Here is a 26,784-nt window from a genome sequence, read left to right on the forward strand (position 1 = left end):
GGGCCGACACAGGAGGAACATGCTTTCGGGGCTGGGGCGTCTCATCCACCGGCGACGCTGGGCCGTCCTCGTCCTGATCCTGGTCACGACGGCGCTCGCCGGGGCGTGGGGCCTCGGCGTGTTCGCCAAGTTCAAGGAGGGCGGCTTCGAGGACCCGGACGCCTCGTCCACCCTCGTCGCCAAGCTCGGCGCCACCTACTTCGGCAGTACGAACCCCGACGTCCTGGTGCTCTACAGAAGCGACACCACGACGGTGGACGACAAGCGCTACAAGGCCAGCGTCACCAGCGCCATCGGGCGCCTGCCGAAGACCGATGTCGAGGAAGTCATCTCGTACTGGTCGTTCGACGGCAAGGAAGCACATTCGTTCGCGTCCCACGACCGGCGTTCGACGTTCGTCGCGGTGAAGCTGCGGGGCGAGGACGGCGCGACCAAGATCAAGAACTACCACGCCATCAAGGAGCGGCTGGCCGCGCCGGGGCTCCACGTCCAGTACGGCGGCAACGTCCCGCTGGGTGAGGAGTTCGGGCAGCAGGTCGTCACCGACATCGTGCGCGCCGAAGCCATCACCGCCCTGCCGCTGCTCATCCTGCTCGTCGTCCTGTTCGGTGCGCTGACCGCCTCGCTGTTGCCCATGGTGGTGGCGTTGTTCTCGATGGTCGGCGGGCTCGCGGTCCTGCACGTCGTCACCTACGCCGCGGACGTGACGTCCTTCGCCTTGGAAGTCGTCACGATGATGGGTGTCGGCCTCGCCATCGACTACTCGTTGTTCATCATCAGCCGTTTCCGTGAAGAACTGGGTCGCGGTGCCACCGCGGAGGACGCTCTCTCCGCCACCATGGCCACTGCGGGACGCACCATCCTCGTCAGTGGAATCACCGTGTCGGCCGCCCTCGGCGGGCTGCTGCTCTTCCCGCAGATGTTCCTCAGGACGATCGGCCTCGCGGGCATCGCCACCGTCATGGTCGCCGTGTTCGGAGCGACCGTTCTTCTACCCACGCTGCTGGCGCTCCTAGGCCCGCGCGTGGAATTCGGCCGCATGCCCTGGCGGCGGCCTTCGGCCAAGCGCGCGCGGCGCGACCCCGACAGCGGCTTCTGGTACCGCCTCGGGCACAGCGTGATGAAGCATCCGCTGCCCTACTTCGCTGTTGTGCTCGTCATCCTCGCCGTGATGTTCGGGCCGTTCCTCAACGTCCAGTTCGGGAGTGTGGACGCGCGCGTCCTCCCCAAGGACAGTCCGACCCGGGCCGTGGTGGAGACGGTCAAGCGTGACTTCCCCAACGGATCCGCGGAACCCATCGACGTCGTCGTGTCGGGGGACCTCATCCCGCGCAACTGGATGCCGACCGGTAAGGGCGACCCCATCCCGCCCTACCTGGAGCAGTTCAGGAAGCAGTTGGCCGCCCTGCCCGGTGTGACCGAGGCCCAGTTCACGGGCTATTCCGGTACGTACGGCGGGGTGCGCATCTCCGTCACGCACAAATACGAGCCGATGGACCAGCGCGCCCAGGACCTCGTCACCCGGATCAGAGGGATGAGCCTGTCCAAGGACGGCTACCCCATGCACGTCGACGTCGGCGGCAGTACCGCCGCGCAGATGGACCTGATGTCCAGCCTGATGCGCACCCTGCCGAAGATGGCGCTCGTCGTGGGCGTGGCCACCTTCGTCTTGCTCTTCATGTTCTTCGGGTCGCTTTTCCTACCGCTGAAGGCGATTGCCATGAACATCCTGTCGATCGGCGCCTCGTTCGGCGCGATCGTCTGGGGGTTCCAGTACGGGCACCTGGCGGGAATCCTCGACTTCACCCCCACGGGTGGGGTCGAGGCGACCAGCATGATTCTGATCCTCGCCGTGGTGTTCGGCCTGTCCATGGACTACGAGGTCTTCCTGCTAAGCCGCATCCGTGAGGAATGGGACCGCACGCATGACAACCGTGCCGCGGTCGCGTCCGGCATGCAGCACACCGGCAGCATCATCACCAGTGCCGCCCTGCTCTTCCTCGTCGTCATCGCGGCGTTCAGCATGGCGGGCATCACCGTCGTGAAGCTCATCGGCGTCGGCATGTTCGTCGCCGTCGTGGTGGACGCCGCGCTCGTCCGCTCGCTGCTCGTCCCGGCCACCATGCGGTTCATGGGCGCCGCGAACTGGTGGCTGCCGGGGTTCCTCGCCGGTCTGCACGCCCGGATGGACCTGCGCGAACGCAGCGCGCCACCCACCCCGGCCGTCCCTCCGCCGTCGCCGGACGAACCGCCCTTCTCATACGCCCTGAACTGGGAAAAAGCTCCGACCACACCTGAGCAGTCCAACGGCGGCGACGTCCCATGGACTCCTTGGGCGGACGGCCCGCCGGAGCCCCCGCCGGCACAGGACGCGGTCAGGCGGGCGATCGTCCCGAACCCGGACGGCTCGGGCTGGCGCTGGGGCGAGGAAACGGACGAACCGTAGGTCAGCGGAGGAGCGAATCGATGATCTCCAACGCCCGGCCGACGCCGTCCTCGTCCCGGATGCGGCGTCCGAGGTCGTCCGCACGCTCGGCCGTCTCCTCGTCCCGGACGGCCCGCCGGATCCCGGCCGCGAGCCGAGGCACCGTCATCGACCGGAACGGCAGCGGCGCCGGACCGACCCCAAGCGACGCGACCCGCTCGCCCCAGTACGGCTGGTCGCCGAAGAACGGGCACACCACCGTCGGTGTCCCGGCCCGCAGCCCGGCCGCCGTCGTCCCGGCGCCGCCGTGGTGCACGACGGCCGCCGTCCTCGGGAACAGCCACGAATGCGGAAGGTCGCGGACGGCCAGCACGTGCTCGTCCGACGTGGCCGGATCGCCGTGCACGATGCCGCGCACCCCGGCCAGCCGCAGCGCCGTCCGGACGACCAGCCGGGTCATCTCGGCGTCCTCGGGCACCATGCTCCCGAACCCGACGTACACCGGCGCGGGCCCGGCCTCCAGGAACTCCGTCAGCTCGACCGGGGGTTCCCACTCGGGCTCATCGAGGAACCAGTACCCGGTCAGGCTCACCTCGGGTGGCCAGTCCTTCGGCCTCGGAACCACGGACGGGCTGTAGCACGCCAGCACCGGCGCGCCGCCCGTCCGGCCGCCCCAGAGGGGCAGCCGCCGCAGCCCCAGCGACTCGTCCCGCCACGGATTGATGAACGGCCGCGACAGCTGCCACGCGATTTGATCGACCAACAGGAAACTGCCCCGATTGGCCCAAGGCCCAAACATCCGGGCCTGTGGCACGAACGGGTGCGGAAACGCCGCCGTGGGCCGACTCGGCTGAAAGTGAATCAGCGCCCATGGAATCCCGAGATGTTCCCCGATATGCCGAGGAAGGAAACCGAGCGTGGGCCCGAGAATCAGATCCGCGCCCTTACAGGCGTCCGAACACTCGGCCAGCAGTCGTTCGGCCATAGGCCCTAGAATCCGCCGGAATCCCCCCAGGAACTTCACCGGGTTGCGGCCGCCCGCGAGCAACTCCTGACCGGCGTCCGATTCGAGGATCTCCATCGGATCGGCAGTCAAGGCGGCCAATTCCAATCCCGCCGCGAGCACCATGGGCGCGTACCGCGCGCTCGCCACGAGCCGCACCTCGTCCCCGCGCCGCCGCAGGGCGCGGCCGAGCGCGACGCAGGGCTGGAGGTCCCCCCGCGACCCCGCCGCGAAGATCACGACTCTGCTCACACGACCTCCTACCAGGCATCACTACGCGGCTCGACCCGCGGCACGTCCACCGGCACATCGTCCGGGACATACGGCTCGTACCACCCCTCCGGCGGCGCCGGACGCCCGTGCCGCGCCGGGCGCCCGTGCCGTGCCGGACGCTCGGCGGCGATCGGGGCGTTCCTGCCGTGCCTGGGTCCGGCCCAGCCGCGGCGGCTCGGCAGGGTCAGGCCGCTGACCAGCCCGCCGATCAGGACCAGCGCGGCGCCGAGGACGAGCCCGGCCGCCGTCCCGTCCCGGAACGTCTCCAGTTCGGCGGGCGACGCGCCCCGCTCGGGGACGTGGTGGATGAGCAGCCCGACGATCGCGATGCCGAACGCGCCCGACGCCTCGCGGACCACGTTGATGATGCCGCTCGCCACCCCGGCCTGGTGCTCCGGGACGGCCTTGAGCACGTACATCACGAGTGGCATGCCCATCGCCGCGCCCACCCCGACGATCATGACGCCGGGCATGAGGTCGGCGTACCCGTCGCCGCGCTGGATCGTGGAGAACAGGAACATGCCGAACGCCATCAGCGCGAGGCCGCCGCCGATGGCCGGACGCGGCCCGAGCTTCGCCGCCAGCCAGAACGCGACGGGCGTCATCACCATGATCGCGATGGACGGCGGCAGCATGACCAGCCCCGCCCTGGGCGGCGAGAAACCGAGGAAACGCTGCAGGAACGTCGCCGAATAGAAGATCATCCCGTTGAAGCCGATGCCGTACAGCATCTGCGAGACCAGCCCGCCGGTGAACACCCGGTTCCGGAAGAACCGCAGGTCGATCATCGGATCGACCGCCCAGCCCTCCACCAAGGCGAAGCACGCCAGCGCGATGCCGGCGAGGGCGAACACGCTCAGCACGGACGGGTCGCCCCAGCCGTACCGGTTCGCCGACTCCAGCCCGTAGGTGAACGCGAACAGCATCGTCGCGGAGATCAGCACGCCGGGCAGGTCGACGCGGGCGTCCCGGTTCTCGCCCTTCCCGGTGAGGACGGCGAGGCCGAGCAGCACGACCAGCGCGCCCGGCACGATGTTGATCAGGAAGATCCAGCCCCAGCTCCACTGCTGGACGATGAGCCCGCCGATCGCGGGGCCGAGCGCGATGGCGCTGGACGCCGCGCCGACCCAGACGATCGTGCCGAGCGAGCGCTGCCCGTCGGTGCGTCCGACGGTGACCATGACCTGCGTGGCGGGCAGGGCGAGCGCCGCGCCCGCGCCCTGGACGACCCGCGCGAGGATCAGCGTCGTGGCGTCGGGGGCCAGGCCGCAGACGGCGGACGCGGCCGTGAAGACGACCATTCCGGAGACGAAGGCGGCGCGGCAGCCGTACACGTCGGTGAGCCGTCCGCCCGCGATCATCAGGCAGGAGAAGGTGAGGATGTAGCCGGTGGCGACCCAGTCCTTGGCGGAGTTGGACATGTCCAGGTCGCTCATGATCGTGGGCATGGCGTTCGCGACCACCGTGTTGTCCATGGTGATCATGAATGCGCTGACGGCCACCACCGTCAGCGCCCATCGGTATCGGCCCCGGGTCACCTCTGCGTGCGGCGTGCGTCCCGCCGGCGCCGGGAAATCCGCCGCTTCTCCCTATACCCTGTCGTCGCTATTGTTACTATTGGTTGGTATCTCGTTACTCGGCCCTGACTCCCGGGCCGCAGCGGCTCAACTGTCCCATCAGGCCACAATGGACACGCCGGAGTCTTGTCATCACCGTGACAAGGAACCGGGGAGAAAAGTGGGCTGGATGCGCATCGTGGGCGCGGCGCCGTAGGACAAAGTGGTCCCTCCGCTTCGCTGAACGATCCCGGTTCATTTGGGGGAGCCCACCGCATGCAGAGCAATGATCGTTCCGGAGCGGCGCGGGAGAACGTCCGCGACGACCCCCGGATCGGTGCGGAAGCGGTTCGGCGGCACCTGATCGAGCAGATCGCGCGCCGCTCCGGGACGCCCGCCGCCGAGGTCGACGCCGACCGTCCGCTGGAGGAGTTCGGGCTGGCCTCCCGGGACGCGGTCGCGATCGCGGGCGAGTTGGAGCAGTTGCTCGGCCGTGCCCTCCCGGCCACCCTCGTCTGGGAGCACCCCACGATCAACAAGCTGTCGGCGGCGCTGGCCGGCGGCCCCGCCGCGGCCCCTGAGCCGCGCCGGGAGACGGCGGGCGACGAGCCGATCGCCGTCGTCGGGGTCGGGCTCCGTTTCCCCGGCGGCGACCGCGACCTGACCGGCCCCGGCGAGTTCTGGCGCTTCCTCACCGGTCGCGGCGACGCGGTCCGCGAGGTGCCGGACGGCCGCTGGGACCCGTTCGACGACGGCTCGCCCGAGGTCGGCGACCTGCTCGCGGACACGACGCGGCTCGGCGGGTTCCTCGACGACGTCGCCGGGTTCGACGCCCGGTTCTTCGGCGTCACGCCGCGCGAGGCGGCGGTCATGGACCCGCAGCAGCGGCTCGTCCTGGAGGTCGCGTGGGAGGCGTTCGAGCACGCCGGGATCGCGCCCGCGTCGCTGCGCGGCACCCGCACCGGCGTGTTCGTCGGCGTGTCCGCGCCGGAGTACGCCGCGCTCACCGCGTCCGACCTCGCGTCCCTCGAACCGTTCACGGCGACCGGCGCGGCGCTTGGCATCGTCGCGAACCGGCTGTCGTACCTGCTCGACCTGCGCGGCCCCAGCATGATCGTCGACACGGCGTGCTCGTCGTCGCTGGTCTCCACGCACCTCGCCGTCCAGGCGCTGCGCGGCGGCGAGGCCGACGTGGCGCTCGCGGGCGGCGTGAACGTCCTGCTCTCGCCGACCGTCACGATGACGTTCGACCTCGCGGGCGGGACGGCGTCCGACGGCCGCTGCAAGGCGTTCGACGCGGCCGCCGACGGGATGGTCCGCGCGGAGGGCTGCGGCGCGGTCGTGTTGAAGCGGCTGCCGGACGCGCTGCGCGACGGCGACCGCGTCCTCGCCGTCATCCGCGGTTCCGGCGTCAACTCCGACGGGCGCTCCAACGGGCTCGTCGCGCCGAACTCCGACGCGCAGCGCGCTCTGCTCCGGGACGTGTACGCGGGCGCGGGCGTCGACCCGCGCGAGGTCGACTACGTCGAGGCGCACGGGACGGGCACGCTGCTCGGCGACCCGATCGAGGCGAAGGCGGTCGGCGACGTCCTCGGCATGGGACGCGATCCCGGCGAGCCGCTGCTGCTCGGCTCCGTCAAGTCGAACCTGGGGCACCTGGAGTCGGCGGCGGGGATGGCGGGGCTCATCAAGACCGTCCTCGCGCTGCACCACGGGGTGATCCCGCCTAGCGCGCATTACAAGGAGCCCAACCCGCACATTCCGTTCGAGGAACTTGGGCTCGCGGTCGTCGCGGACGAGACGCCGTGGCCTGAGCGGGGTCGTCCCGCGCGCGCTGGGGTGTCCGGGTTCGGGTTCGGCGGGACGAACGCGCACGTCCTTCTGGAGAAGGCGCCCGCGCTGGATCGGGCCGTTCAACCTGCGGTCGTGCGGACGTTCCCTCTGGCCGATGCGAGCGACGACCGTGTTCGCGACCACGCGGCCCTGCTCGCCGGCTGGCTACCGGGTAAAGAAGTCGAGCTTGCTGACCTCGCCCTCACCCTGCACCGGCGCGGTGGCCGTGGACGGGCCCGCGCCGCCATCGCGGCCAGGGACGAGGCAGGGCTTATCGACGGACTGACCGCATTGGCGGAGGGGCGACCCCATCCCGGTGTGGTGAGCGGTACGGCGCTGGGTGCTCCGGGTCGTCCGGTGTGGGTGTTCTCCGGGTACGGGGCGCAGCGCGCGGGCATGGCGCGGCGGCTGCTGGAGGAGGAGCCCGCGTTCGCCGAGGCCATCGACGACCTGGACCCGCTGTTCGCCGCGGAGGGCGGCCCCGACCTGTGGGCGCTGATCGAAGAGGGCCGCAAGCCGGACGGACCGGCCGGCACGATGCCGGTGCTGTTCGCGATCCAGATCGGCCTCGCCCGCATGTGGACGTCCTACGGCGTGACGCCGGGCGCGGTCATCGGGCATTCGATGGGCGAGGTCGCGGCGGCCGTCGTGGCGGGAGCGATCACCCTGGAGGACGGCGTCCGCGTCATCTGCCGGCGGTCGGAGCTGCTGACGCGGCTGGTCGGCGGCGGCGCGATGGCCGTCCTCGGCGGGTCGGCGGACGAGGTCGCGCGCCTCGCGGCCGGGCTGCCCGAGGTGCATGCGGCCGTCCACTCGTCACCGAGGCAGACCGTCGTCACCGGGGATGCGGGCCAGATCGCGGAGATCGTGGAACGCGCCGAAAGCGAGGGGCGGCTCGCCCGCCTGGTCCAGGCCGAGGGTGCCGGGCATTCGCCCCAGGTCGACCCGCTCCTCCCTGAGCTGCGCGACCTTCTCTCCGGTGTCGGCGTTGAGCCTGGCGACCCGCTCGCCGACGACATCACGTTGTACACGACCGCGCTGGACGATCCCCGCGCCTCTTCCGGGAGGCTGGACGCCGAGTACTGGGTGGCGAACCTGCGGAATCCCGTCCGGTTGGCGGACGCGGTGGCGGCTGCCGCTGACGACGGGTTCCGGACGTTCATCGAGGTCAACGCGCATCCCATCCTGGCCCCCGCGATCGCGGAGACCCTGGAGGGGACGGGGGCGCTCGTCACCTACACGCTCAAACGCGCCCCCAAGGGCCAGGAGACCGACGACACGCTGGCCTTCCACGCGCAGCTCGCCACCCTGGCCGCGCACGGCCACGCGGTCGCCGGGCCTTTCGACGGACGGATCGTCGACGTCCCGCCGTCGCCGTGGCGGCACGAGCGGCACTGGGTCGACCTGCCCGCGCGCGGGGGCCGTGCCAAGGACGAGCATCCGCTGCTCGGCGCGCACGTCGAACTCCCCGGCGAGGACCGGCACGCCTGGCGCGCGGACGCCGGGCTCGCCGTCCAGCCGTGGCTGAACGACGTGACCGTCCACGGGTTGCATGTGTTGCCCGTCGCCGCGTTCGCGGAGCTGGCGCTCACCGCCGCAGCCGTCGCGCTCGGCACCGAGGACGTCCGCGTCAACGGCCTGTGGATGGAGCGTCCGCTCGCGCTCGCCGAACACACCACCGTGACGACGACGTTCGCCGAAGCGGAGCAGCGGCTGGAGGTCCACGCGCTGACCCCGGCGGGTAGTTGGACGCGCCTCGCGAGCGCCGACGTCGGCGAAGACCACCGCGACGCTTCGTCCCTTTCTGGGAGCGGCGCGGCCACCGAGGTCGCGGGTGCCGGCCGGGGGAGCCGCCATTACCGGCTGCATCCCGAGGTGTTCGACCGGTGCCTGTCCGTCCTGGCGGACGAGGCGGCGGCCGTCGCGGGTGGGGTGTGGCTGGCCGAGAGCATCGGCACTCTGCGCGTCTACGGGCCGACGCATCGCGGCGGGCACGTCCACGCGACCGTGGTCGAGGGCGATGACGGGATGACGGGCTCGGTGCTGCTGGTGGCGGCGGACGGCCAGGCCCTCGCCGAAGCGTCCGGGATCGTGTTGCGTCGTGTTGAGCGCCACGACATCCCCGTGCCGTTCGCCGACAAACTGGTCGAACTCGTCTGGGACGAAACCCCTCTCCCGCCGGATGGCGCGGTCGATGAGGGCGGGCTCTGGCTGGTGCTGTCCGACGACGATGACGCGCTGGCCGCTGCGGTCGCGGCCGGGCTGGAGGGGCGCGGGAAGAGCGTCGTCCGGCACCGGCTCACCCCTGACGCGCACCCGAGCGTGGACGGCGAACACCCGGTCGAGGGTGTGCTCGTCGTTCCGGCGGCTGATCTGGTCGATGAGGACCTGGTGCTGACCGTCGCGGAGGTGAGCCGTTCACTCCCGGACGGTCCGCGCCTCTACGTCGCGACCCGCGCCGCCGTCGCCGTGCGCGACGGCGAGCCGGGGGAGCCGGGCCAGGGCTTCATCAGCGCGCTGACCCGCGTGCTCGCGTTTGAACGGAGCGTCCAGCGGGCGACCCATGTGGACGTCGACCGCCCCGGCGATCTGGTGGCCGAACTCGTCCGGGACGACGCCGCCCGCGAGGTCGCCTGGCGCGGCGGCACCCGCCACGTGGCCCGTCTCGCACGAAGCGTCCCAGCCGAACAGCCCGCGAAGCGCGGGAAGAGGCGGATCGTCCGGCGGGGCGGCGCGTATGTGATCACCGGCGGGTACGGCGGGATCGGGCTGGTCACGGCGCGGCTGCTCGCGGAGCGCGGCGCGGGGCGCATCGTCCTGTCCGGGCGGAGCGGGCCCGGCGCCGACGCCGAGAAGGTGATCGCCGGGCTGCGCGGCGACGGCGTGGACGTCGCCGTCGTCCTCGGGGACATCGCGCGTCCCGGCACGGCGGAGCGGCTGGTCGAGGCCGCGCGGGAGGGCGGCGCGCGGCTGTGCGGGGTCCTGCACGGCGCCGGAGCGATCGACGACCGGTTGATCGCCGACCTCGGCCGCGACGATCTCCACAGGGTGTGGACGGCGAAGGTCGAGGGCGCGCGGCGGCTCAGCGAGGCCGTCTGGGACGCCGATCTCGACTGGTTCGTCACGCATTCGTCCGCCGCGGCGCTGCTCGGCTCGCCCGGCCAGGCCGCCTACGCGGCCGCGAACGCCGCGCTCGACGCGCTGACGGCGTTCCGCCGCGCCTCGGGACGTCCCGGGACCACGATCAACTGGGGGACCTGGTCGCGGGTCGGCGGGGCGGCGGAGACGCCGGTCGCGGTCATCGACCCGATCAGCCCGGACGAGGGCGCCGAGGCGCTGGAGGCGCTGCTCGCGCACGGCGGGCCCGCGACCGGCGTGCTGCGCTTCGACCCGCGGACGGCGGTCGAACTGTTCCCCGAGATCCGCGCCATGCCGTACTTCGCCGCACTGACCGAGGCGGCCGACGGGCTCGCCGCCGACGACTGGCCCGGCGTCGACGCGCTCGGGGACGCCGACCCCGCCACCGCCCGCGCGATGATCGCCGCGCAGGTCAGGCGGCGGATCGCGGCCGTCCTCGGGTTCGATCCGGAGCGGCTCGACCCCGCCGTCCCGCTCACCGACCTCGGGCTCGACTCGCTGGTCGCCGTCCGGATCAAGAGCGGCGTCGAGCACGACCTCGGGCTGACGGTTCCCGCGTCCGTGCTGCTCCAGGGCGCGAGCGTCAACGCCTTCGAGGAATGGGCGGCCGGTGAACTGGGCCTCGCCGAAGCGTCCACGCCGGTGGCCGCGGCGAACGCCGAGAGCGGATACGTCATGCCGCGCGACGCGGCCGAACGGCTCGCGGTCCGCGTGTTCGAGGACGTGCTCGGGCTCGACCGCGTCAGCGTCACCGCCGACTTCTTCGCCGATCTCGGCGGCGGCGACCACCAGGCCGACCGGGTCGTCGCGCTGGTCACGGCCGAGATCGGCGGCGAGGTCACCCGGGGCGAGCTGTTCGGGGCGCCGACCGCGGAGAACGTCGCCGAATACATCAGGGCCGCGGACGAGGAGGCGGCGCGGCAGACGGTCCGTCCGCTGAGACCGTCCGGGACGCGCCGTCCGATCTTCGTCGCGCACCCGGCGGGCGGCACCACGGCCTGCTACCGGCAGCTCGTCGACCTGCTCGGCGCCGACCAGCCCGTCTACGGCCTGGAACGGTTCGAGGACGCGCCGCCCGTCGAGGAGCGCGCCGCCCGGTACGTCCGGCATCTCCTGGAAGCGCAGCCGGCGGGCGCGTTCCGGCTCGGCGGCTGGTCGTTCGGCGGCGTCCTCGCCTACGAGGCGGCCCGGCAGCTGCGGGCGCGGGGGCGCGAGGTCGAGTTCGTCGCGCTGTTCGACGCGGGCCTGCCGCTGCCGGTCGCGGACGAGTCCGACACCCTCGCCCGCCGGTTCGCCGCGTTCGCCGACTACGTCAACGAGACGTACGGCCTCGCCGTCTCGCTGACGTACGAGGAGCTGTCCGGGCTGTCGGAGGAGGCGCAGTTCGCGCTGGTCATGGAGCGCGCCGCCCCCCTGGTCGACCACATCCCGCCGGCCGCCCTCACCCACCAGCTCACGTCCCACCAGGACACCCGATCGCTGGAGGCATACCGGCCCGGCCCGTACGACGGCCGCGTCATCCTCTACCACGCGCCCGAGGAGACCCCCTGGGCCGTCCGTGACGCCCGCTATGTACTCGACGGGACCAACGGTTTCGGCGAGTTCTGCGCGGACCTGGAGATCGTCCCGATCCCCGGCGCGCACCACCTCAACCTGCTCGACCCGCCGGGCGTCGGCGCGCTCGCCGCGCACCTGGAGGCCCGGCTCGCCGGACGGCGGGAGAGCGCCGCCGTCCGCACCCCGGCCCGCTGAGGGCCCGTCCCACGAACCCCGCGATCCACGGAGGACACGCCATGGCCCAGAACGGCTCGGACCGATGCGAGGCCGCGGAGCCCCGAACCTCCCGCAACACCTCGGATCGACACGGGGCGACGACCCCCCGCGGCGCCTCGGGGCTTGGTAGCGGGACTCCCCGGGGCACCTGCTCGGACGCGCTGCTCGACGCCGTCCGGAACGGCGCGACCGGCCCCGAGCTGCGGGACATCGAGCTGCCGACCCGGTTCCGCGCCGCGTTCACCCGCAAGGACGAGGTCGGGATCTTCGAGGGCCACGACGACAAGGACGTCCGCCGCTCGCTGCACGTCGGCGACGTCGAGATGCCGGAGCTCGCGCCGGACGAGTGCGTCGTCGCGGTCATGTCCGCCGCGATCAACTTCAACACGGTCTGGTCGGCGATCTTCGAGCCGGTCCCCACGTTCGCGTTCCTGGAGAAGTTCGGACGGCAGGGCTGGTACGGCGCGCGGCACGACCTGCCCTTCCACGTCCTCGGGTCGGACGGCGCGGGCGTCGTCGTCCGTACCGGCGGCGGCGTGAAGAGCTGGAAGCCCGGCGACAGGGTCGTGCTGTCCCCGTCCTACGTCGACGAGGAGGACCACGGCTCCTACGACGACGGCATGATGAGCGAGACGCAGCTCGCCTGGGGCTTCGAGACGAACTTCGGCTCGCTCGGCGAGTACTGCATCGTCAAGGCGAACCAGCTCATCCGCAAGCCCGCGCACCTGACCTGGGAGGAGGCGGGCTCGAACACGCTGTGCGCCGGCACCGCCTACCGGATGCTGGTCGGTACGCACGGCGCCCGCATGAAGCAGGGCGACGTCGTGCTGATCTGGGGCGCGACCGGCGGGCTCGGCTCGTTCGCGACGCAGCTCGTGAAGAACGGCGGCGGCATCCCGGTCGGCGTCGTGTCGTCGGACGAGAAGGCGGAGATCGTCCGGTCGCAGGGCTGCGAGCACGTCATCAACCGCAACGACCTGGACCTCGGCGACCAGGGCCTGCGCCACCCGAAGGCCGGGCGGAGGCTCGGCGAGGAGATCCGACGCCTCGTCGGCGAGGACCCGGGCATCGTCTTCGAGTACCTCGGACGCGAGACGTTCGGCGCGTCGGTGTACGTCGCCAAGCGCGGCGGCAAGGTCGTGACCTGCGGATCGTCCACCGGGTACCGGCACGAGTACGACAACCGGTTCCTGTGGATGCGGCTGAAGAGCATCATCGGCTCGCACGGCTTCAACTACCACGAGGCCGTCGAGGTCAACCGGCTGATCGGCCTCGGCATGGTCCACCCGACGCTCTCGAAGGTCTTCCCGCTGGACGAGGCGGGCGACGCGACCCGGGCCGTCCAGACGAACCAGCACGTCGGGAAGGTCGCCGTCCTGTGCGGGGCGACGGCGGAGGGGCAGGGCGTGGACGACCCCGCCCTCCGGGAGCGCATCGGCGAGGGGAAACTCAACCTCTACCGCCGCTGAAAGACCGGCTCGTTTCGGCGGACGCGCCCGCCGCCGTTCGGGGTGGCGTGTTCGCGTGGTCGCATTCGGCGTACCCGCCCGGCCTCGACCAGCATGTTCGCGGTGTTTCGCCTGGTGGCCTCCGCGCGCCCGGCCTTAGCTGATGTGTTCGCATGGTTTCAGTCGGTGCGTTCGAGTTGATTCAGCTTGGGACCCCGGCTCGTTCGATGCGGTTCGGGTCGCCGGGGATTCCCCTGCCCAGGCCATATGGTTCCTTTCGATGTGCATAGAAGGTGGATTGAAAAACGACTGATTGACTGTAGGACGAACAAATCGCGATTCTTGGGGCGGCATGAGGGGTCCCCGTCCCGGGCTTTGGCCAGTGCGCATGCCGACAGCTCCCGTCCATGCCGCAAGGAGTCGCGTAATGAAGCGCCGAACCCTGCTCGCCTGCGCCATTATCGGCGCGGGCATCCTCGCCCCCGCCGCCGGAGCGTCCGCCTCGCCCGTGTCCCCCGCCGCGCCCGTGCCGTCGTCCGCCGCACCGAACCCGAACGCACCGAACCCGAACGCACCGAGCCCGAACGCCCCGAAGCGGGGCACCGTCGCCGGCGCCCACGCCTTCACGCCGAACACGAAGAACGCCCCGGCCGTTCAGCGTTTCCGCGAACTGCATCGTTCCCGCGTGCAGGGGGACCACCAGCGCCGCGAGCAACTCCACCATTTCTGGGGCGTCGAACCAGCCGCCGGAAGCCACGACGGAATGCAGGCCACGCAGAGCGTCGACACCAGTTACAAGGTGTCCTTCAACGGGGACTTCACCTATACGCCGACCATCAAGGCGGCCGGTTCCTGCATGGAGATCACGACCGTCTACTCCGTGACCGTCGGAAACGAGATATGGGCCTGGGACTGGTGCGGCGGCAACGGTCCCAAGAAGGAAGTGAAAATGGACGCTTCCTTCATGTCGACCTATACCACCAACGTGAACGGACATCCCGCTTACAGCATTCAGCTCGTCAAGACGGGCGGCAGCAACGCCTGGTCGGCCTACCTCTACAACCAGACCACCAAGGCGTGGGAGCTCTTCTACAGCAAGTCGGGCACCGACACGAGCGAGCTCAAGTACGGCTGGGACATCTTCGAGTTCTACGCGACCCGCGACACCAGCACCGGCAACGCCTACTACTGCAAGGACGCGAAGAACGTCGTGTTCGAGAGCAGTTCCATCCAGCTCAGGCAGAACAACGCCTGGCGGCCGGCGAGCCCGTCCGACTCGCCGTGGCAGCCCACCGCCAGCCCGAACCCGAGCGACTACCTCTGCCCGTCGCTGAAATTCGAGCGGACCGGCGCGAACGACCATTGGATCGTTCGCCAATGACGCCGGTGCCGCTTAAGAGATCGTCCCGCTGAATCTGGACGCCGCTGAACGCGGGACGCCGCGCCACGGCGGACGATCGCGCACCCCGCCGCGCGATCGGGCCGCCGTGGCACCGGCTTGCCCGCCCGGGCTCGTGTTATAGATCGAGGTAGCACGCCTGGCGGCGGCCATCGGAGCGGGGGAGCAGACATGACGTACGTGCCGCAGCACGGCCCGGCCATCACCTTCCTCGGGGTGCCGCACTGCACCTGGTCCGACCCGTCCACCTACGCGGACGCCGACGTGGTCATCCTGGGCGCCCCGTTCGACGGCGGCACGTCCCACCGGCCGGGGACCCGGTTCGGCCCGCAGTACATCCGGCAGAGCTGCTACCTGCCGCACGACGGCTCGCGCCCGTCCCTCGCCCTCCGCGTGGACGGCCTGCAAGCCGACCTCATGGTCTACGACGCCGGGGACGTGATGATGTACTCCGGCGACGCGGAACGCTCCGTCCGCGATCTCCAGGCGGCGGTGTACGCGGTCGCCCGAACCGGCACGATCCCGCTCATCCTGGGCGGCGACCACACCATCGCCTGGCCGGACGCCGCCGGGGTGGCGCAGCACATCGGCCAGGGCCGCGTCTCGATGGTCCACTTCGACGCCCACGCCGACACCGGAGACACCGCCTTCGGATCCCTGGTCGGACACGGACAGCCCATGCGCCGCCTGATCGAATCCGGTGCGCTACGCGGCGACCGTTTCCTCCAGATCGGCCTGCGCGGCTACTGGCCGGGCCCGGAAACACTGTCCTGGATGGCCGAGCAGGGCATGCGCTCATACGAGATGACCGAGATCGTCGCTCGCGGCCTGGACGAATGCCTGACCGAGGCATTCGAGATCGCCGTAGACGACTGCGACGGCGTGTTCCTCTCGGTAGACATCGACGTGTGCGACCCGGGCCACGCCCCCGGCACCGGCACCCCCGAGCCCGGCGGCCTGACCGCACGCCAGCTCCTGGACGCAGTCCGCCGCGTAACCTACGAACTCCCAGTAGTAGGCGTAGACGTGGTCGAAGTCTCCCCGCCCTACGACCACGCGGACATCACATCCCTGCTGGCGAACCGGGTAGTCCTGGAGGCCCTGTCCGGCATAGCCCGCCGCCGCCGAGACACCCGCGACGGCACCACCTGGGACCCGACCCTCCCCCTCCTAGAGGACCGCTGACACGCGGATTGGATGAGGGCCCTCGCAGGTCGCCTGGAACGGGGTCGTCCAGATGGGAGACCGTCAGCGTGCCGGGCGGGAGCTGCGCCTGTGCCCCATCCGGATGCCGCTCAGGACCAGGTTGATCAGGAACACGATGATCCCGATGATGAGCAGGTAGAACATCCCCTTCACCACGACGCCGACGATTCCGAGGGCGACCGCCACCAACAGGATGAACAGGAACAAGGCCACGTGGGATCCCTCCTCGTAGTCGCGCCTTCCGAGCGCCGCGCGTCACCCGTCGCCGCCTAGAGAGCGCTGGCGCCGCGACGTCCGGTGGCCGGTGGCCGCCTCAGCGGCGGGCGAGGCGACGTTCGTCCGGGGCGGCCTGGTAGGGCAGCTTGTAGTGGTCGAAGACCGCCTGCTCGTCACCGGCGAGGAGTTCTCCGTCAGTGCCGATCGACGGCGAACTCTTGATCTGTTTCTTGCCGTACGCCACCCGGACGTGCTCCGGCCCCACCCTCGCCCCGCCCAGCGGCACGAACACAAGCCGCTGCCGGGTCAGCAGGCCCATCCGAACGGTCACGAACGACGGCCGATCCGTCCCGGTGTCGACGTAGACGGCCTCCAACTGACCGATCTTGCTTCCGGACTCGTCGACCACGTCACGCCCACGCCACTGCCGGATGTCCTCGATCTCGCACATGTCATGTCCAGCCCTCGGGTACCAACCCCCTGCTACAAGACATCTACCCAGCTCACGCTATATATGCCCGCCCACCCCACCCCGACCGAACAAACCCCCGACACCCCAAAATCCTGCTCAACAGACAGACATCCCCGAGCCAAGTCCAGCCCTCACACCGGCGAGCCCTGTGGTGCCGGACCCTCGCATCCGTCGGAAGCGGGGCGTCGCAAGGGGAGTCGTCCGGCCGGAGTCGGTCGCGGGGCGACCTAAACTTTGCGCCTGGGCACGTCACGGGTCATGATTTGCCCCACACAGACCACATAAGTAAGCATTTACCCCCTGTGAGTGGCGCGCGACGCAGCGGGACCGAGAGCTGGGAGGTTCTGTGGCGGACGCGAGTTCGACCACCGACGGGCGCCCCTGGGCGGATCTGCCGAGAGACCTGGCGGACCACATGCGGCCGCACCTCGACGAGGTGGCCGACGACATGATCCAGGAGATCCAGACGCGCGTCAGCGAGTACGACCGTCCGGGCGACGGCTCCTACTCCGGGACGCTCCGGCTCGCGGTCGAGCGCGTGCTCCACTTCTTCGTCGACCGGGTGGCCGACCCCGGCCACGACTCGGCCCCGGTGGCCGACTTCTTCCGCGCCATCGGCCGCGGCGAGGCCGGTGAGGGGCGCAGCCTCGACGCCATGCAGACCGCGATGCGGGTCGGCGGCATGGTCGCGTGGCGGCGGCTCACCGAGGGCGCGGACGTGCTGCACGTGTCCCCGCGGACGCTCGGCGCCGTCGGCGAGGTGCTGATGGAGTTCCAGGACGAGCTGGCCCACGCAGCCGCCGAGGGATACTCGCAGGCCAGGGCCGCCGTCGCGGGCGAGATGCAGCGCCGCCGCAAGCGCCTGCTCGACCTGCTGTTCGCCGACCCGCCCGCCGCGCGGGAGGCGATCGCCGACCTCGCCGCCGCCGCGCACTGGCCCGTCCCGCGGACGGTCGCCGCGGTCGCGCTCGGCCGGCCCCGGGACGCCCGCCGGCCCGCGTTCCCGCCGGACGTCCTCGCCGACCTGACCCGCCGCACCCCCAGCCTGATCGTCCCCGATCCGGACGGGCCCGGCCGGGCGAAGCTCATCGACCGCGCCCTGGCCGGGACGCTCGCCGTCATCGGCCCGACCGTCCCGCTGATGGAGGCGGCGCGGTCCATCCAGTGGGCCCGCAAGACGCTGGGCCTCGTCCAGCGCGGCGTCATCGAGGCGGACGGCGACCCGAGCGGCCCGACCGGCCAGAGCGGCGTGATCCGCTGCGTCGAGCACATGTCGACGCTGATCCTCTTCCAGGACGAGGGGCTCATCACCTCGCTCGCCGACCTGCGCCTCGCCCCGCTGTCGCACCTGCGCCCGAGCCAGCAGGACCGCCTGGCCGAGACCCTGCTCGCCTGGCTCCAGTCGGGACGCAACGCCAACGAGGTCGCGATGCGGTTGCACGTCCACCCGCAGACCGTCCGGTACCGCCTGCGTCAGCTGGAGGAGCTGTTCGGCGACCAGCTCCTCGACCCCGACCTGCGCTTCGACCTGGAGATCGTGCTGCGCGCCCGCGCGCTGCTCGCGGAGAACGCGGGGGAGCGCATCGTCCCGTCACCGCACGCCGCGGTCGGCGACTCAGGCGAGGTCGTCACCTTCCACCGCACCTGACCCCGGCCAACCCACCAGCCCGACCCCGTCCGACCTGGACCCGGCACGAATTCGGCCCGGTTCCATCGTCAAACTCGGCCCCGATCTCGTCGTCATGTTGTGGCGTGGGGGAGGAACGGCTGGCGGGGACGGAGGCGTTCGGCGGTGGCGACGCGTTCGGCGAGGCGCGTCTGGGCGTCGCAGAGGAGCCAAAGTTCGCCCTCGTCAAGCGCGACTATCTGCTGGAGGCAGCCGTTCGACCGCTGGTAATCCGACAAAGGAGTGATCCGGGTGGCCCGCAGGCCGTCGTCCGAGCGCTCGTTGTGCCAGCCGGGCATGCACATGATCACCGACATCGCGCGGGCTCCCTTGGTGGGTCTATGGTGGGACTACCATAAGCCGACCAAGCATCGCCCACAATGCCCTCACGAGATACCCAAGAGGGCTTCAGGAATGGTGGGATCTGTACGGTGTGAGGTCAACGGACTATCCGGAGCAGGTTCCGAAATGCCGCGACCCCCCACGAAGGCACAGGCGATCACGAACGCGTTGGCGGCACGCATCGTCGAGGGCGATCTCGACCCCGGAGCGTGGCTGCCGTCCGAGCGGGAGCTGGCCCGCGAGTACGGGGCCGACCGGTCGACCGTCCGGCGGGCGCTGCGGATGCTGGCCGAGCAGGGACTCGTCCAGCTGCGGCACGGCGCGGGCGCCCAGGTGCGGACGGCGCGGCGGGTGCGGCGCGCGGCGGCCGACATAACCCGCCAGGTCGGCGGCTGGCGCGGGTTCCACGTGTCGGCCCGGCGGGACGGCCGCGTCCCGTTCACCCGTACGACCGTCACCGAGATAGAGGCGGACGAGCGGCTCGCCCAGCGACTGGACGTCCCCCCGCGCACGCGCGTACTGGAAAGGGCGCGCGTGCAGGGCGTGGAGGGCGATCCGCCCATTCAGCTGGCGACAACCTGGGTGATCCTGGACGTGGTGGAGCAGATCCCCGTCCTGCGCCAGGTGGACACGGGCCCGGGTGGGATCTACTCCCGCCTTGAGGAGGCAGGGCGCCGGATCACGTTCGAGGAGTCGGTGACGTGCCGACTCCCGCGCACGGACGAGCAGAGCACGCTGGACATCGGCCCCGACCGGCCCGTCCTGACGCTGTGGCGCCGCGCGTGCGACCAGGACGGCCGCGTCGTCGAGGTCACCCACCGGGTGGTGGTCGGCGACCGGCACGAACTCGTCTACCGCTACGGGTCGGGAGTCTGAGAAATGAACGAACCCCTAAGCACGGACGACGGAAAACCCGCCGTCCGCCAGGTCGATACCAGGGTCGTCTACGAGAACCCGTGGATGGTCGTCCGAGAGGACGAGGTCGAGCGCCTGGACGGTTCACGCGGCATCTATGGGGTCGTCGACAAGCCCGACTTCGTTCTCGTCATTCCCGTCGAGAACGACGGGTTCCACCTAGTGGAGGAATACCGCTACCCCATTGGGAAACGCACATGGAGTTTCCCGCAGGGGTCGCTGCCAGGCCGGCGTGACGCCGACCCAGAGGAACTCGCCCATCTGGAACTGGCACAGGAGACCGGTCTCCGCGCGGGCGACCTGACCCACCTCGGCTATCTGAACTGCTCACACGGGACGAGCGGCCAAGGCTTCAACGTCTTCGTAGCGTCCGACCTGAGGGCGGGCGAGACCGACCGTGAGCACGAGGAACAGGACATGCGCCAGAGGTGGATGTCCAGGGACGAGTTCACGACCCTCGTACGGGACGGCCGCATCACCGACGACTCGACCCTGGCCGCTTACGCGCTTCTCCTCATGCACGAGGCGAAATAGCCAGCTTCACACGGGTTCGCCAAGCCCCGCTGGGATGACGACGCGAATTCGGCATCCGCTCGGTGTGTCCATGACGGTGATGTCGCCGCCGTGCAGCTCCGTCGCCCAGCTCGCGATGGCGAGGCCGAGGCCCGTGCCACCGCCCGGCGTCCCGGCCCGCGGACCGGACGCCGACCCCCGCGAGAACCGCTCGAACACGCGCGTCCTCTCCTCGGGCGGAATTCCGGGGCCTTCGTCGGCGACGTCGATGACGAGGCCGCCCGTCCCGGCGAGCGGCCGCGCGGTGACGGTGACGGGACGTCCCGCCGGGCCGTGCCGCGCCGCGTTGTCCAGCAGGTTCGCGACGACCTGGTGCAGCCGGTCGCGGTCGGCGCGGGCGCTCAGCCCGGCCGGGACGTCGGACGCGAACAGGGCGTCCGGGTGCCCGGCGGCGGCCTCGGCGGTGACGTCCGCGACGAACGCGGCGACGTCGACGTCGGTCACGTCCAGGACCGCCGCGCCCGCCTCGACCCGCGACAGGTCGAGGAGCTGCGTGACGAGCCGTCCGAGCCGCTCGGTCTGCTCCAGCGCGGAGGCGAGGACGTCCGGCGTCGCGGGCGTGACGCCGTCCGCGACGTTCTCCAGCACGGCCCGCAGCGCGCTGATCGGAGTGCGCAGCTCGTGCGACACGTTCGCGACGAACTCGCGGCGCTGCCGGTCGACCTCGGCGAGGTCGGCGGCCATCCGGTTGAACGCCTGCGCCAGTTCCCCGACCTCGTCCCGGGACGTGGCGCGCACCCGGCGGCTGTAGTCGCCGCGCGCCATCGTCCGCGCCGCCGCCGTCATCTCCCGCAGCGGCGCCGTCATCCCGTGCGCGAGGAGCTGCGTCACGACCAGCGAGATGAGCACGCCGACGGGCATCGTCTGCCGCGCCCGGAACCCCAGTGGATATCCCCAGAGCACGATCAGCACCGCGACGCACGCCGTCACCATGACCACGACGCCGAACTTCACCTTGATGGACCGCAACGGATCCAACGGCCGAGGCAACCGCGCCCAAGCCCGATACACAACAGCCGTCACGACGCCCACCTTTCTGGGGGACGACCCCCAGGCCCCCGCTGGTCGCGTCGTGATCCTCGCTCCGCTGCGGTCACGACGCGACCTCCAAGCTGTATCCGACCCCGTGCACCGTGCGGATCAGTTGCTGGCCGAGTTTGCGGCGCAGGGCCTTCACGTGGCTGTCGACGACGCGGGTTCCGGAGGCGTCCGCCCAGTCCCAGACCTGTTCGAGCAGGACGGCCCGCGTCAGCACCGCGCCCCGGTTGCGCAGCAGGCAGGCGAGCAGGTCGAACTCCGTGGGCGTGAGGTGCACCTCGCGGCCGTCCATGACCACGCGCCGGGCGCGCCGGTCGACCTCCAGCGCGCCCATCCGCACCAGCGCGCCGTCGGTCTCCGGCGCGGGGCGCTCGACCCGCCGCAGCACGGCCCGCACCCGCGCCACGAGCTCGCGCATGCTGAACGGCTTGGTCACGTAGTCGTCGGCGCCGACGCCGAGGCCGACCAGGACGTCGGTCTCGTCGTCCCGCGCGGTCAGCATCAGCACCGGCACCGGACGTTCCGCCTGCACGCGGCGGCAGACCTCCAGGCCGTCGAAGCCGGGCAGCATCACGTCCAGCACGATGAGATGGGGCGCGAACTCGCGGGCGCGCCGGACGGCCGCGGGGCCGTCCCCGGCCACCTCGACGGCGAAACCCTCCGCCGCCAGCCGGTCGGCGACGGCCCGCGCGATCGTCGGCTCGTCCTCGACGACGAGAATGCGCGTTTCGTTCCCGGTCACGTCCAAATGCTAGAAGCAGGTCATGGACGTGTAGAGCCTGACTTGTGCGTGACTCGTGAAGATCTCCCTAGGCGGCTAGAAGCTCCAGGTATGGACGGGGGCGTTGTCCCGCATCTGGTCCGCGTAGGCGCGGGTCATCGTGCGGAGGGCGTCGTGGCGTGGGAGGCCGTGGGACTTCTCGATGTTCTCGACGGCGCGGATCTGCCAGGCGGCGCCGGTCTGGCCGGTGACGCAGCGGCGTTCGACGATGCCGAGCAGCCGGTCGCGGCGGGCCGGGTCGACGCCCCACAGCTCCAGGCCCTCGTGGGCCAGGGGGAGCAGCTTGCGGAGGATCAGTTCGGCGGCCGGGACCTCGCCCACGCCGGGCCAGTACAGGGTGGCGTCGAGCCCGTCGCGGGCGGCGCGGTGCAGGTTCTCCTCGGCGGTGGCGAAGGACATGCGCGACCAGACGGGACGGTCGTCCTCGGCCAGCATGCGGACGACGCCGTAGTAGAAGGCGCCGTTGGCGACGACGTCCGCGACGGTGGGTCCCGCAGGCAGGACGCGGTTCTCGACGCGAAGATGGGGACGACCCTTGACGACGGCGTAGATAGGACGGTTCCAGCGGTAGATGGTGCCGTTGTGCAGGGTCAGTTCGCCCAGTTCGGGGATGCCGCCCTCGTCCAGGACGGCCCGCGGGTCCTCTTCGTCGCACAGAGGCAGGAGCGCGGGGAAGTAGCGCGTGTTCTCCTCGAACAAGTCGAAGACCGACGTGATCCAGCGTTCACCGAACCACACTCGCGGCCGGACGCCCTGGGCCTTCAACTCCTCCGGACGGGTGTCGGTGGCCTGTTCGAACAACGTGATGCGCGTTTCCTGCCAGAGCTGGTGCCCGAACAGGAACGGGGAATTCGCGCCCATCGCGACCTGCGCGCCGGCGATGGCCTGGGCCGCGTTCCAGTAGGCGCCGAACTGCTCAGGGCTCACCTGTAGGTGGAACTGGACGCTCGTACAGGCGGCCTCGGGAATGATGGTGTCCGTGTGCAGTTGCAACGGCTCTGGGCCGTCGATCGCGATGTGCATCTCCTCGCCGCGTGCCGCGAAGATCTGGTCGTTGAGCATCTTGTAGCGCGCGTTGGCGGAGAGCGCCTCCTCTCCGATGTCGGCGCGGCGCAGCGTCGGCAGGACGCCGATCATGGCGAGCCTGCCGCCCACCTCCCGCGCGCGGTCGTCGGCGTGTTCGAGGTGGTCGCGGACCTCCGCCTCCAACTCGCCCGTGCCCTCCCCGCCCAGCTCGCGCGGGGGGATGTTGATCTCCAGGTTGAACTGGCCGAGCTCCGTTGCCCAGGCCGGGTCGGCGATCGCCTTGAGCACGTCGGCGTTCCGCATCAGCGGGTCGCCGAGCTCGTCGATCAGGTTGAGTTCGATCTCAAGGCCGATATGGGGGCGCTCAAAGTCGAACTGGGATTCGCCCAGCATGCGGGCCAGCACGTCGAGGCACCTGCGCACCTTGTCGCGGTACCGCCGCCGGTCCTCGCCGCTGATGGTGACCGAAGCCACGTCCCTGCCCATGTGTCCGTCCCTGTGCTTCGGAGGAACCGTCACAAACGGGATGTCCCAGCGGGGGGAGGCGAAAACCAGGCGCTTGATTTTCGGCTCCCCGATTTGTGACCGGCCGGTAGCGTGTGTGCTCCGTCCGGGAAGCGGCAACTCCAGCGGGGAGGGGCCAAATGCGCATGCGCCCCCGGTCCATCAGGGCCAGGGACACGCTCGTCGCCGCGGTGATCGCGGCGCTCGTGCTCGGCGTCACCGCGGCCGGGGCGGACATCGCCGTGCGCGGCGCCGTCAAGGCGGATCTCCTGCGCGGCACGCAGGTCGAGGGACGGCGGGCCAGCGGCGGCGTCCGCGACGGGTCGCTGGACGGCCAGATCCCGGACGACACGCGCGGCCGCGTCCTGGTGCAGGTCGTGGAACGCGGCGGACGTGTGGCGAACGCGACACCCGCCGCAACGGACAGACCCCCGGTGAGCAGACTCTGGCCGTCGAGCAACCTGCGGATCCGGGACTACACCGAATGCAGCGGAACGTGGCCGGGCCGTGACTGCTTTGTCACCGAGGCGATCAGGGTCTCCACCGCGCCCGACTCCGTCGTCGTGTACGCGTCCGAGCGGATGCCGTCCTACCTGGTGAACGGGCTGTTGGAGGGCGTGCTCGGGGCGGCCGTGCTGCTGCTCGCCGGGCTCGCCGCGTGGATCACCTGGCGGATCGTCGGCCGCACCCTCGGCCCGGTCGAGGCGATCCGCGCGCAGCTCGCCGAGATCAGCGCGACCGACCTCAGCCGGCGCGTCCCCGAGCCGCCCGGCCAGGACGAGATCGCCGAGCTGGCCCGCACCGCCAACGCGACGCTGGACCGGCTGGAACGGGCCGTCGGACGGCAGCGGCAGTTCGCCTCGGACGCCTCCCACGAGCTGCGCACCCCGATCGCGGGGCTGCGCGCGAACCTCGAAGACGCCTCCATGCACCCGGACGACAACGACCTGCGCGCCGTCGTCGAGTCGGCCCTGCGCGACACCGACCGGCTGGAGTCGATCGTCACGGACCTGCTGCTGCTCGCCCGCATCGGCACCGGCGGGACGAGCGTGCAGGAGCCGATCGACCTGTCCGCGCTGGCCGACGCGGAGATCCGCCGCCGCGCCTTCGGCTTGAAGATCGTCACGGACCTGACGCGGGACGTGCGGGTGCGCGGCGTCCGCATGCAGTTCGCCCGGCTGCTCGGCAACCTGCTCGACAACGCCGAGCGCTACGCCGACTCGCGCATCACCATCCGGCTGACCAGGCAGGACGGCCGGGCGCTGCTGACCGTCACCGACGACGGCGCGGGCATCGCGCCCGCCGACCGGGAGCGCGTGTTCGAGCGCTTCACCCGCCTCGACGCCGCGCGCAGCCGGGGCGCCGGCGGGGCCGGGCTCGGCCTCGCCATCGCCCGCGAGATCGCCCAGGCGCACGGCGGGACGCTCCGGATCGAGGACGCCCCCTGCGGCGGCGCCCGCCTGGCCCTGCGCCTGCCGCTTGCCGCGGAGCCCCTCGAACGCCGCCCCTGCCGCGGCTGACGACGGCACGCGAAAGGGCCGTCCACAGGGTGTGGACGGCCCTTTTCGAAGCGCGCTCGGCGCGGGACTCAGGCGCGGACGGCCTGGACCTCAAGGTTCAGCTCGACCTTGTCGCCCAGCAGGGCCTTGTCGCCCTTGAGCGGGACGTTGAACTCGACGCCCCAGTCCTTGCGGTTGATGGTCGTGGTCGCGGAGAACCCGGCGCGCGTGCCGCCCCACGGGTCCTCGGCGACGCCGTTGTACTCGACCGCGAGGGAGACCGGACGGGTGACGCCCTTGATCGTCAGCTCGCCGTCGAGGTAGTACTCGCCGTCCTCGGCGCGGACGCCCGTGGCGGCGAAGGTCATGTTCGGGTGGTTCTCGACGTCCAGCACGTCGGCGGTGCGGATGTGCGCGTCGCGGTCGGAGTTGCGGGTGTCGATCGAGGCGACCTTGATCTCCGCCGTGGCGGTGGAGGCGGCCAGCTCGTCGGCGATCTGGACCGTCCCGCTGAACTCGGTGAACGTGCCCCGGACCTTGGTCATCAGGTGCCGGATGACGAAGGTGACCTCGGAGTGCGCGGGGTCGATGTTCCAGGTGCCGGTGGTCAGTTCGGGCGCGACAGCGGCGATGCTCATGTGAACTCCTCTGGGTGGTCGACGGCACTGACCGGACGACGAGTGTGTGAACCAGTGCTTGAATCTTCAACGACTCGTCGAAGGTTAGTTGAGGGTTCAAACACAAGTCAAACCCGTGATTGTTCCCGGGGCGTGCAACCCGATTCGCGGCTCGTGCGTAGACAGCGGGCACAGAGGCGCACGGACGGGCGGGCGTGGACGGCGAGGAGGCCGTCCGTCCGGCGTCCACGACCATCGGGAGTCTTCGTGAGCGACGAAACCACGGCGCGCGGCGTGCCCGGACCACCGGTCGCGGTACCGGTCGTGCTGGCGGTCGCGGCCGTGCTCGTGTCCGGATGTGGCGGCGGGGGCGGGACCGCGGGCAACGGCAGTGTGTCCCCGGCGGCGGGCGGGGCGCTGCCCCAGGCCACCACCTACACGACCCTCAAGGACCTGCCCGCCGACCCTTCGCCGTCCGCCGCGCTGGACGGCACGGTCGTCCACCCCGCCGAGACGGCCCCGGTGTCCGCGCAGCCCGGCGCGCCCGCCGTCGCCGAACTGCCCGCCGCCCAGCTCAAGGGCGACACGTGGGTGCCCGTCGTGGAGAGCCGTCCGGGCTGGAAGCGGGTGCTGCTGCCGAGCCGTCCGAACGGCGTCACCGGCTGGATCCCCGACTCCGGCCTGAAGACCGCGCGCAGCGGCCAGGCGATCAAGGTCGACGTCGGCGACCGGAAGCTCACCCTGCTGAACGCGGGCCGCCCCGCCGGGACCTGGCCCGTCGCCGTCGGCGCGCCCAAGACGCCCACCCCCGTCGGACGGACGTTCCTGCTCGCGTCGCTGGCCCCGGCCAAGCCGACGTTCAGCCCGCTGATCCTGCCGGTCGGCGCGCACTCCGCGACCCTCGACACCTTCGGCGGCGGCCCCGGGACGGTCGCGTTCCACGGTTGGCCCAGCACGTCCGTCTTCGGAAAGGCCGTCACGCACGGCTGCGTGCGCGTCCCCGCCGACGCCCTGAAACGCCTCGCCAAGGTGCCGCTAGGCACACCCGTCGTCATCACGGCCTGAGGTCCCTGAAACCCCT

At 71.2% G+C, this 26,784-nt stretch carries 20 protein-coding genes and 1 pseudogene; 11 read left to right on the forward strand and 10 right to left on the reverse strand.

What is annotated here, in order from left to right; translation table 11 throughout:
- Window positions 1-19: 19 nt before the first annotated feature.
- The gene (locus FXF65_RS14235; RefSeq protein WP_148350380.1) at window positions 20-2,446 is read left to right on the forward strand and encodes an MMPL family transporter; all 2,427 of its coding nucleotides are present in this window, start codon (window positions 20-22) and stop codon (window positions 2,444-2,446) included.
- A gap of 1 nt (window position 2,447) precedes the next feature.
- On the opposite strand, the gene FXF65_RS45855 is transcribed toward FXF65_RS14235, so the two are convergent.
- From FXF65_RS45855 to FXF65_RS14245, 3 genes and pseudogenes are all read right to left on the reverse strand, one after another.
- Entirely contained in the window at window positions 2,448-3,188 is a 741-nt protein-coding gene (locus tag FXF65_RS45855; RefSeq protein ID WP_281288910.1) for a glycosyltransferase, read from the reverse strand.
- A 75-nt stretch (window positions 3,189-3,263) separates the two neighbouring features.
- Window positions 3,264-3,680, reverse strand: a pseudogene (locus FXF65_RS45860) (glycosyltransferase); the annotation flags it as partial.
- Window positions 3,681-3,688: 8 nt separating this feature from the next.
- On the reverse strand, window positions 3,689-5,239 hold the full coding sequence (locus tag FXF65_RS14245) for an MFS transporter (protein ID WP_148350381.1): 1,551 nt from the start codon (window positions 5,237-5,239) through the stop codon (window positions 3,689-3,691).
- Between FXF65_RS14245 and FXF65_RS43725 the strand changes: the two genes are divergently transcribed.
- The 5 genes from FXF65_RS43725 to speB all read left to right on the forward strand — a co-directional run bounded on the left by FXF65_RS43725 (window position 5,148) and on the right by speB (window position 16,033).
- Window positions 5,148-5,474 carry a hypothetical protein gene (locus FXF65_RS43725; protein ID WP_187412312.1) on the forward strand — a complete coding sequence of 109 codons (327 nt, stop codon included), beginning with the start codon at window positions 5,148-5,150 and terminating at the stop codon, window positions 5,472-5,474. The two genes, FXF65_RS14245 and FXF65_RS43725, sit on opposite strands and share 92 nt — an antisense overlap.
- A gap of 59 nt (window positions 5,475-5,533) precedes the next feature.
- On the forward strand, window positions 5,534-11,980 hold the full coding sequence (locus FXF65_RS14250) for a type I polyketide synthase (protein WP_148350382.1): 6,447 nt from the start codon (window positions 5,534-5,536) through the stop codon (window positions 11,978-11,980).
- 41 nt (window positions 11,981-12,021) lie between these two features.
- Window positions 12,022-13,470 (forward strand): crotonyl-CoA carboxylase/reductase, encoded by a 1,449-nt coding sequence (gene ccrA, locus FXF65_RS14255; RefSeq protein ID WP_148350383.1) that lies wholly within the window; start codon window positions 12,022-12,024, stop codon window positions 13,468-13,470.
- A gap of 406 nt (window positions 13,471-13,876) precedes the next feature.
- Complete coding sequence (locus FXF65_RS14260; protein ID WP_148350384.1) at window positions 13,877-14,830, forward strand: carbohydrate-binding protein; 954 nt, start codon at window positions 13,877-13,879, stop codon at window positions 14,828-14,830.
- Between the two features lie 189 nt (window positions 14,831-15,019).
- A complete protein-coding gene (speB, locus tag FXF65_RS14265; protein WP_148350385.1) occupies window positions 15,020-16,033 on the forward strand; it encodes an agmatinase in 1,014 nt (337 codons plus the stop codon).
- A 63-nt stretch (window positions 16,034-16,096) separates the two neighbouring features.
- Here the strand turns inward: speB and FXF65_RS43730 are convergent, their stop codons facing one another.
- Window positions 16,097-16,267: a hypothetical protein gene (locus FXF65_RS43730; RefSeq protein WP_187412284.1), complete on the reverse strand. Its 171-nt coding sequence runs from the start codon at window positions 16,265-16,267 to the stop codon at window positions 16,097-16,099.
- A gap of 100 nt (window positions 16,268-16,367) precedes the next feature.
- Window positions 16,368-16,721 (reverse strand): PRC-barrel domain-containing protein, encoded by a 354-nt coding sequence (locus tag FXF65_RS14270; protein WP_148350386.1) that lies wholly within the window; start codon window positions 16,719-16,721, stop codon window positions 16,368-16,370.
- Window positions 16,722-17,088: 367 nt separating this feature from the next.
- Between FXF65_RS14270 and FXF65_RS14275 the strand changes: the two genes are divergently transcribed.
- A complete protein-coding gene (locus FXF65_RS14275; RefSeq protein WP_246198620.1) occupies window positions 17,089-18,390 on the forward strand; it encodes a PucR-like N-terminal domain-containing protein in 1,302 nt (433 codons plus the stop codon).
- 92 nt (window positions 18,391-18,482) lie between these two features.
- Here the strand turns inward: FXF65_RS14275 and FXF65_RS14280 are convergent, their stop codons facing one another.
- On the reverse strand, window positions 18,483-18,725 hold the full coding sequence (locus FXF65_RS14280) for a hypothetical protein (protein WP_148350387.1): 243 nt from the start codon (window positions 18,723-18,725) through the stop codon (window positions 18,483-18,485).
- Between the two features lie 151 nt (window positions 18,726-18,876).
- Here FXF65_RS14280 and FXF65_RS14285 point away from each other — a divergent pair, with 151 nt between their 5' ends.
- Window positions 18,877-19,626 (forward strand): GntR family transcriptional regulator, encoded by a 750-nt coding sequence (locus FXF65_RS14285; protein ID WP_187412285.1) that lies wholly within the window; start codon window positions 18,877-18,879, stop codon window positions 19,624-19,626.
- A 3-nt stretch (window positions 19,627-19,629) separates the two neighbouring features.
- Window positions 19,630-20,199 (forward strand): NUDIX domain-containing protein, encoded by a 570-nt coding sequence (locus tag FXF65_RS14290; RefSeq protein WP_148350389.1) that lies wholly within the window; start codon window positions 19,630-19,632, stop codon window positions 20,197-20,199.
- A gap of 6 nt (window positions 20,200-20,205) precedes the next feature.
- Here FXF65_RS14290 and FXF65_RS14295 read toward each other — a convergent pair whose 3' ends face one another.
- The 3 genes from FXF65_RS14295 to FXF65_RS14305 form a co-directional block, all read right to left on the reverse strand.
- Entirely contained in the window at window positions 20,206-21,216 is a 1,011-nt protein-coding gene (locus FXF65_RS14295; RefSeq protein WP_246198627.1) for a sensor histidine kinase, read from the reverse strand.
- 115 nt (window positions 21,217-21,331) lie between these two features.
- Window positions 21,332-22,018, reverse strand: a complete 687-nt coding sequence (locus FXF65_RS14300; protein ID WP_246198634.1) for a response regulator transcription factor — start codon at window positions 22,016-22,018, stop codon at window positions 21,332-21,334.
- A 75-nt stretch (window positions 22,019-22,093) separates the two neighbouring features.
- Window positions 22,094-23,569: a glutamate-cysteine ligase family protein gene (locus FXF65_RS14305; protein ID WP_148350391.1), complete on the reverse strand. Its 1,476-nt coding sequence runs from the start codon at window positions 23,567-23,569 to the stop codon at window positions 22,094-22,096.
- A gap of 158 nt (window positions 23,570-23,727) precedes the next feature.
- Here FXF65_RS14305 and FXF65_RS14310 point away from each other — a divergent pair, with 158 nt between their 5' ends.
- Window positions 23,728-25,107 carry a sensor histidine kinase gene (locus FXF65_RS14310; protein WP_148350392.1) on the forward strand — a complete coding sequence of 460 codons (1,380 nt, stop codon included), beginning with the start codon at window positions 23,728-23,730 and terminating at the stop codon, window positions 25,105-25,107.
- Window positions 25,108-25,175: 68 nt separating this feature from the next.
- Here the strand turns inward: FXF65_RS14310 and FXF65_RS14315 are convergent, their stop codons facing one another.
- Window positions 25,176-25,724, reverse strand: a complete 549-nt coding sequence (locus tag FXF65_RS14315; protein ID WP_148350393.1) for a YceI family protein — start codon at window positions 25,722-25,724, stop codon at window positions 25,176-25,178.
- Window positions 25,725-25,970: 246 nt separating this feature from the next.
- On the opposite strand from FXF65_RS14315, the gene FXF65_RS14320 reads away from it, so the two are divergent.
- Window positions 25,971-26,768, forward strand: coding sequence for a L,D-transpeptidase (locus FXF65_RS14320; RefSeq protein ID WP_246198635.1), 798 nt, complete (start codon window positions 25,971-25,973; stop codon window positions 26,766-26,768).
- Window positions 26,769-26,784 lie beyond the last annotated feature (16 nt).

This window comes from Actinomadura syzygii (assembly GCF_008085905.1).
Lineage (GTDB): Bacteria > Actinomycetota > Actinomycetes > Streptosporangiales > Streptosporangiaceae > Spirillospora > Spirillospora syzygii.

Bases quoted from the DNA above. Each gene is read 5' to 3' on its own strand.
- FXF65_RS14235 (WP_148350380.1), top strand. From the start codon at position 20: ATGCTTTCGGGGCTGGGGCGTCTCATCCACCGGCGACGCTGGGCCGTC.
- FXF65_RS43725 (WP_187412312.1), top strand. From the start codon at position 5,148: ATGGCGTTCGCGACCACCGTGTTGTCCATGGTGATCATGAATGCGCTG.
- FXF65_RS14250 (WP_148350382.1), top strand. From the start codon at position 5,534: ATGCAGAGCAATGATCGTTCCGGAGCGGCGCGGGAGAACGTCCGCGAC.
- ccrA (WP_148350383.1), top strand. From the start codon at position 12,022: ATGGCCCAGAACGGCTCGGACCGATGCGAGGCCGCGGAGCCCCGAACC.
- FXF65_RS14260 (WP_148350384.1), top strand. From the start codon at position 13,877: ATGAAGCGCCGAACCCTGCTCGCCTGCGCCATTATCGGCGCGGGCATC.
- speB (WP_148350385.1), top strand. From the start codon at position 15,020: ATGACGTACGTGCCGCAGCACGGCCCGGCCATCACCTTCCTCGGGGTG.
- FXF65_RS14270 (WP_148350386.1), bottom strand. From the start codon at position 16,721: ATGTGCGAGATCGAGGACATCCGGCAGTGGCGTGGGCGTGACGTGGTC.
- FXF65_RS14280 (WP_148350387.1), bottom strand. From the start codon at position 18,725: ATGTCGGTGATCATGTGCATGCCCGGCTGGCACAACGAGCGCTCGGAC.
- FXF65_RS14285 (WP_187412285.1), top strand. From the start codon at position 18,877: ATGCCGCGACCCCCCACGAAGGCACAGGCGATCACGAACGCGTTGGCG.
- FXF65_RS14290 (WP_148350389.1), top strand. From the start codon at position 19,630: ATGAACGAACCCCTAAGCACGGACGACGGAAAACCCGCCGTCCGCCAG.
- FXF65_RS14305 (WP_148350391.1), bottom strand. From the start codon at position 23,569: ATGGGCAGGGACGTGGCTTCGGTCACCATCAGCGGCGAGGACCGGCGG.
- FXF65_RS14310 (WP_148350392.1), top strand. From the start codon at position 23,728: ATGCGCATGCGCCCCCGGTCCATCAGGGCCAGGGACACGCTCGTCGCC.
- FXF65_RS14315 (WP_148350393.1), bottom strand. From the start codon at position 25,724: ATGAGCATCGCCGCTGTCGCGCCCGAACTGACCACCGGCACCTGGAAC.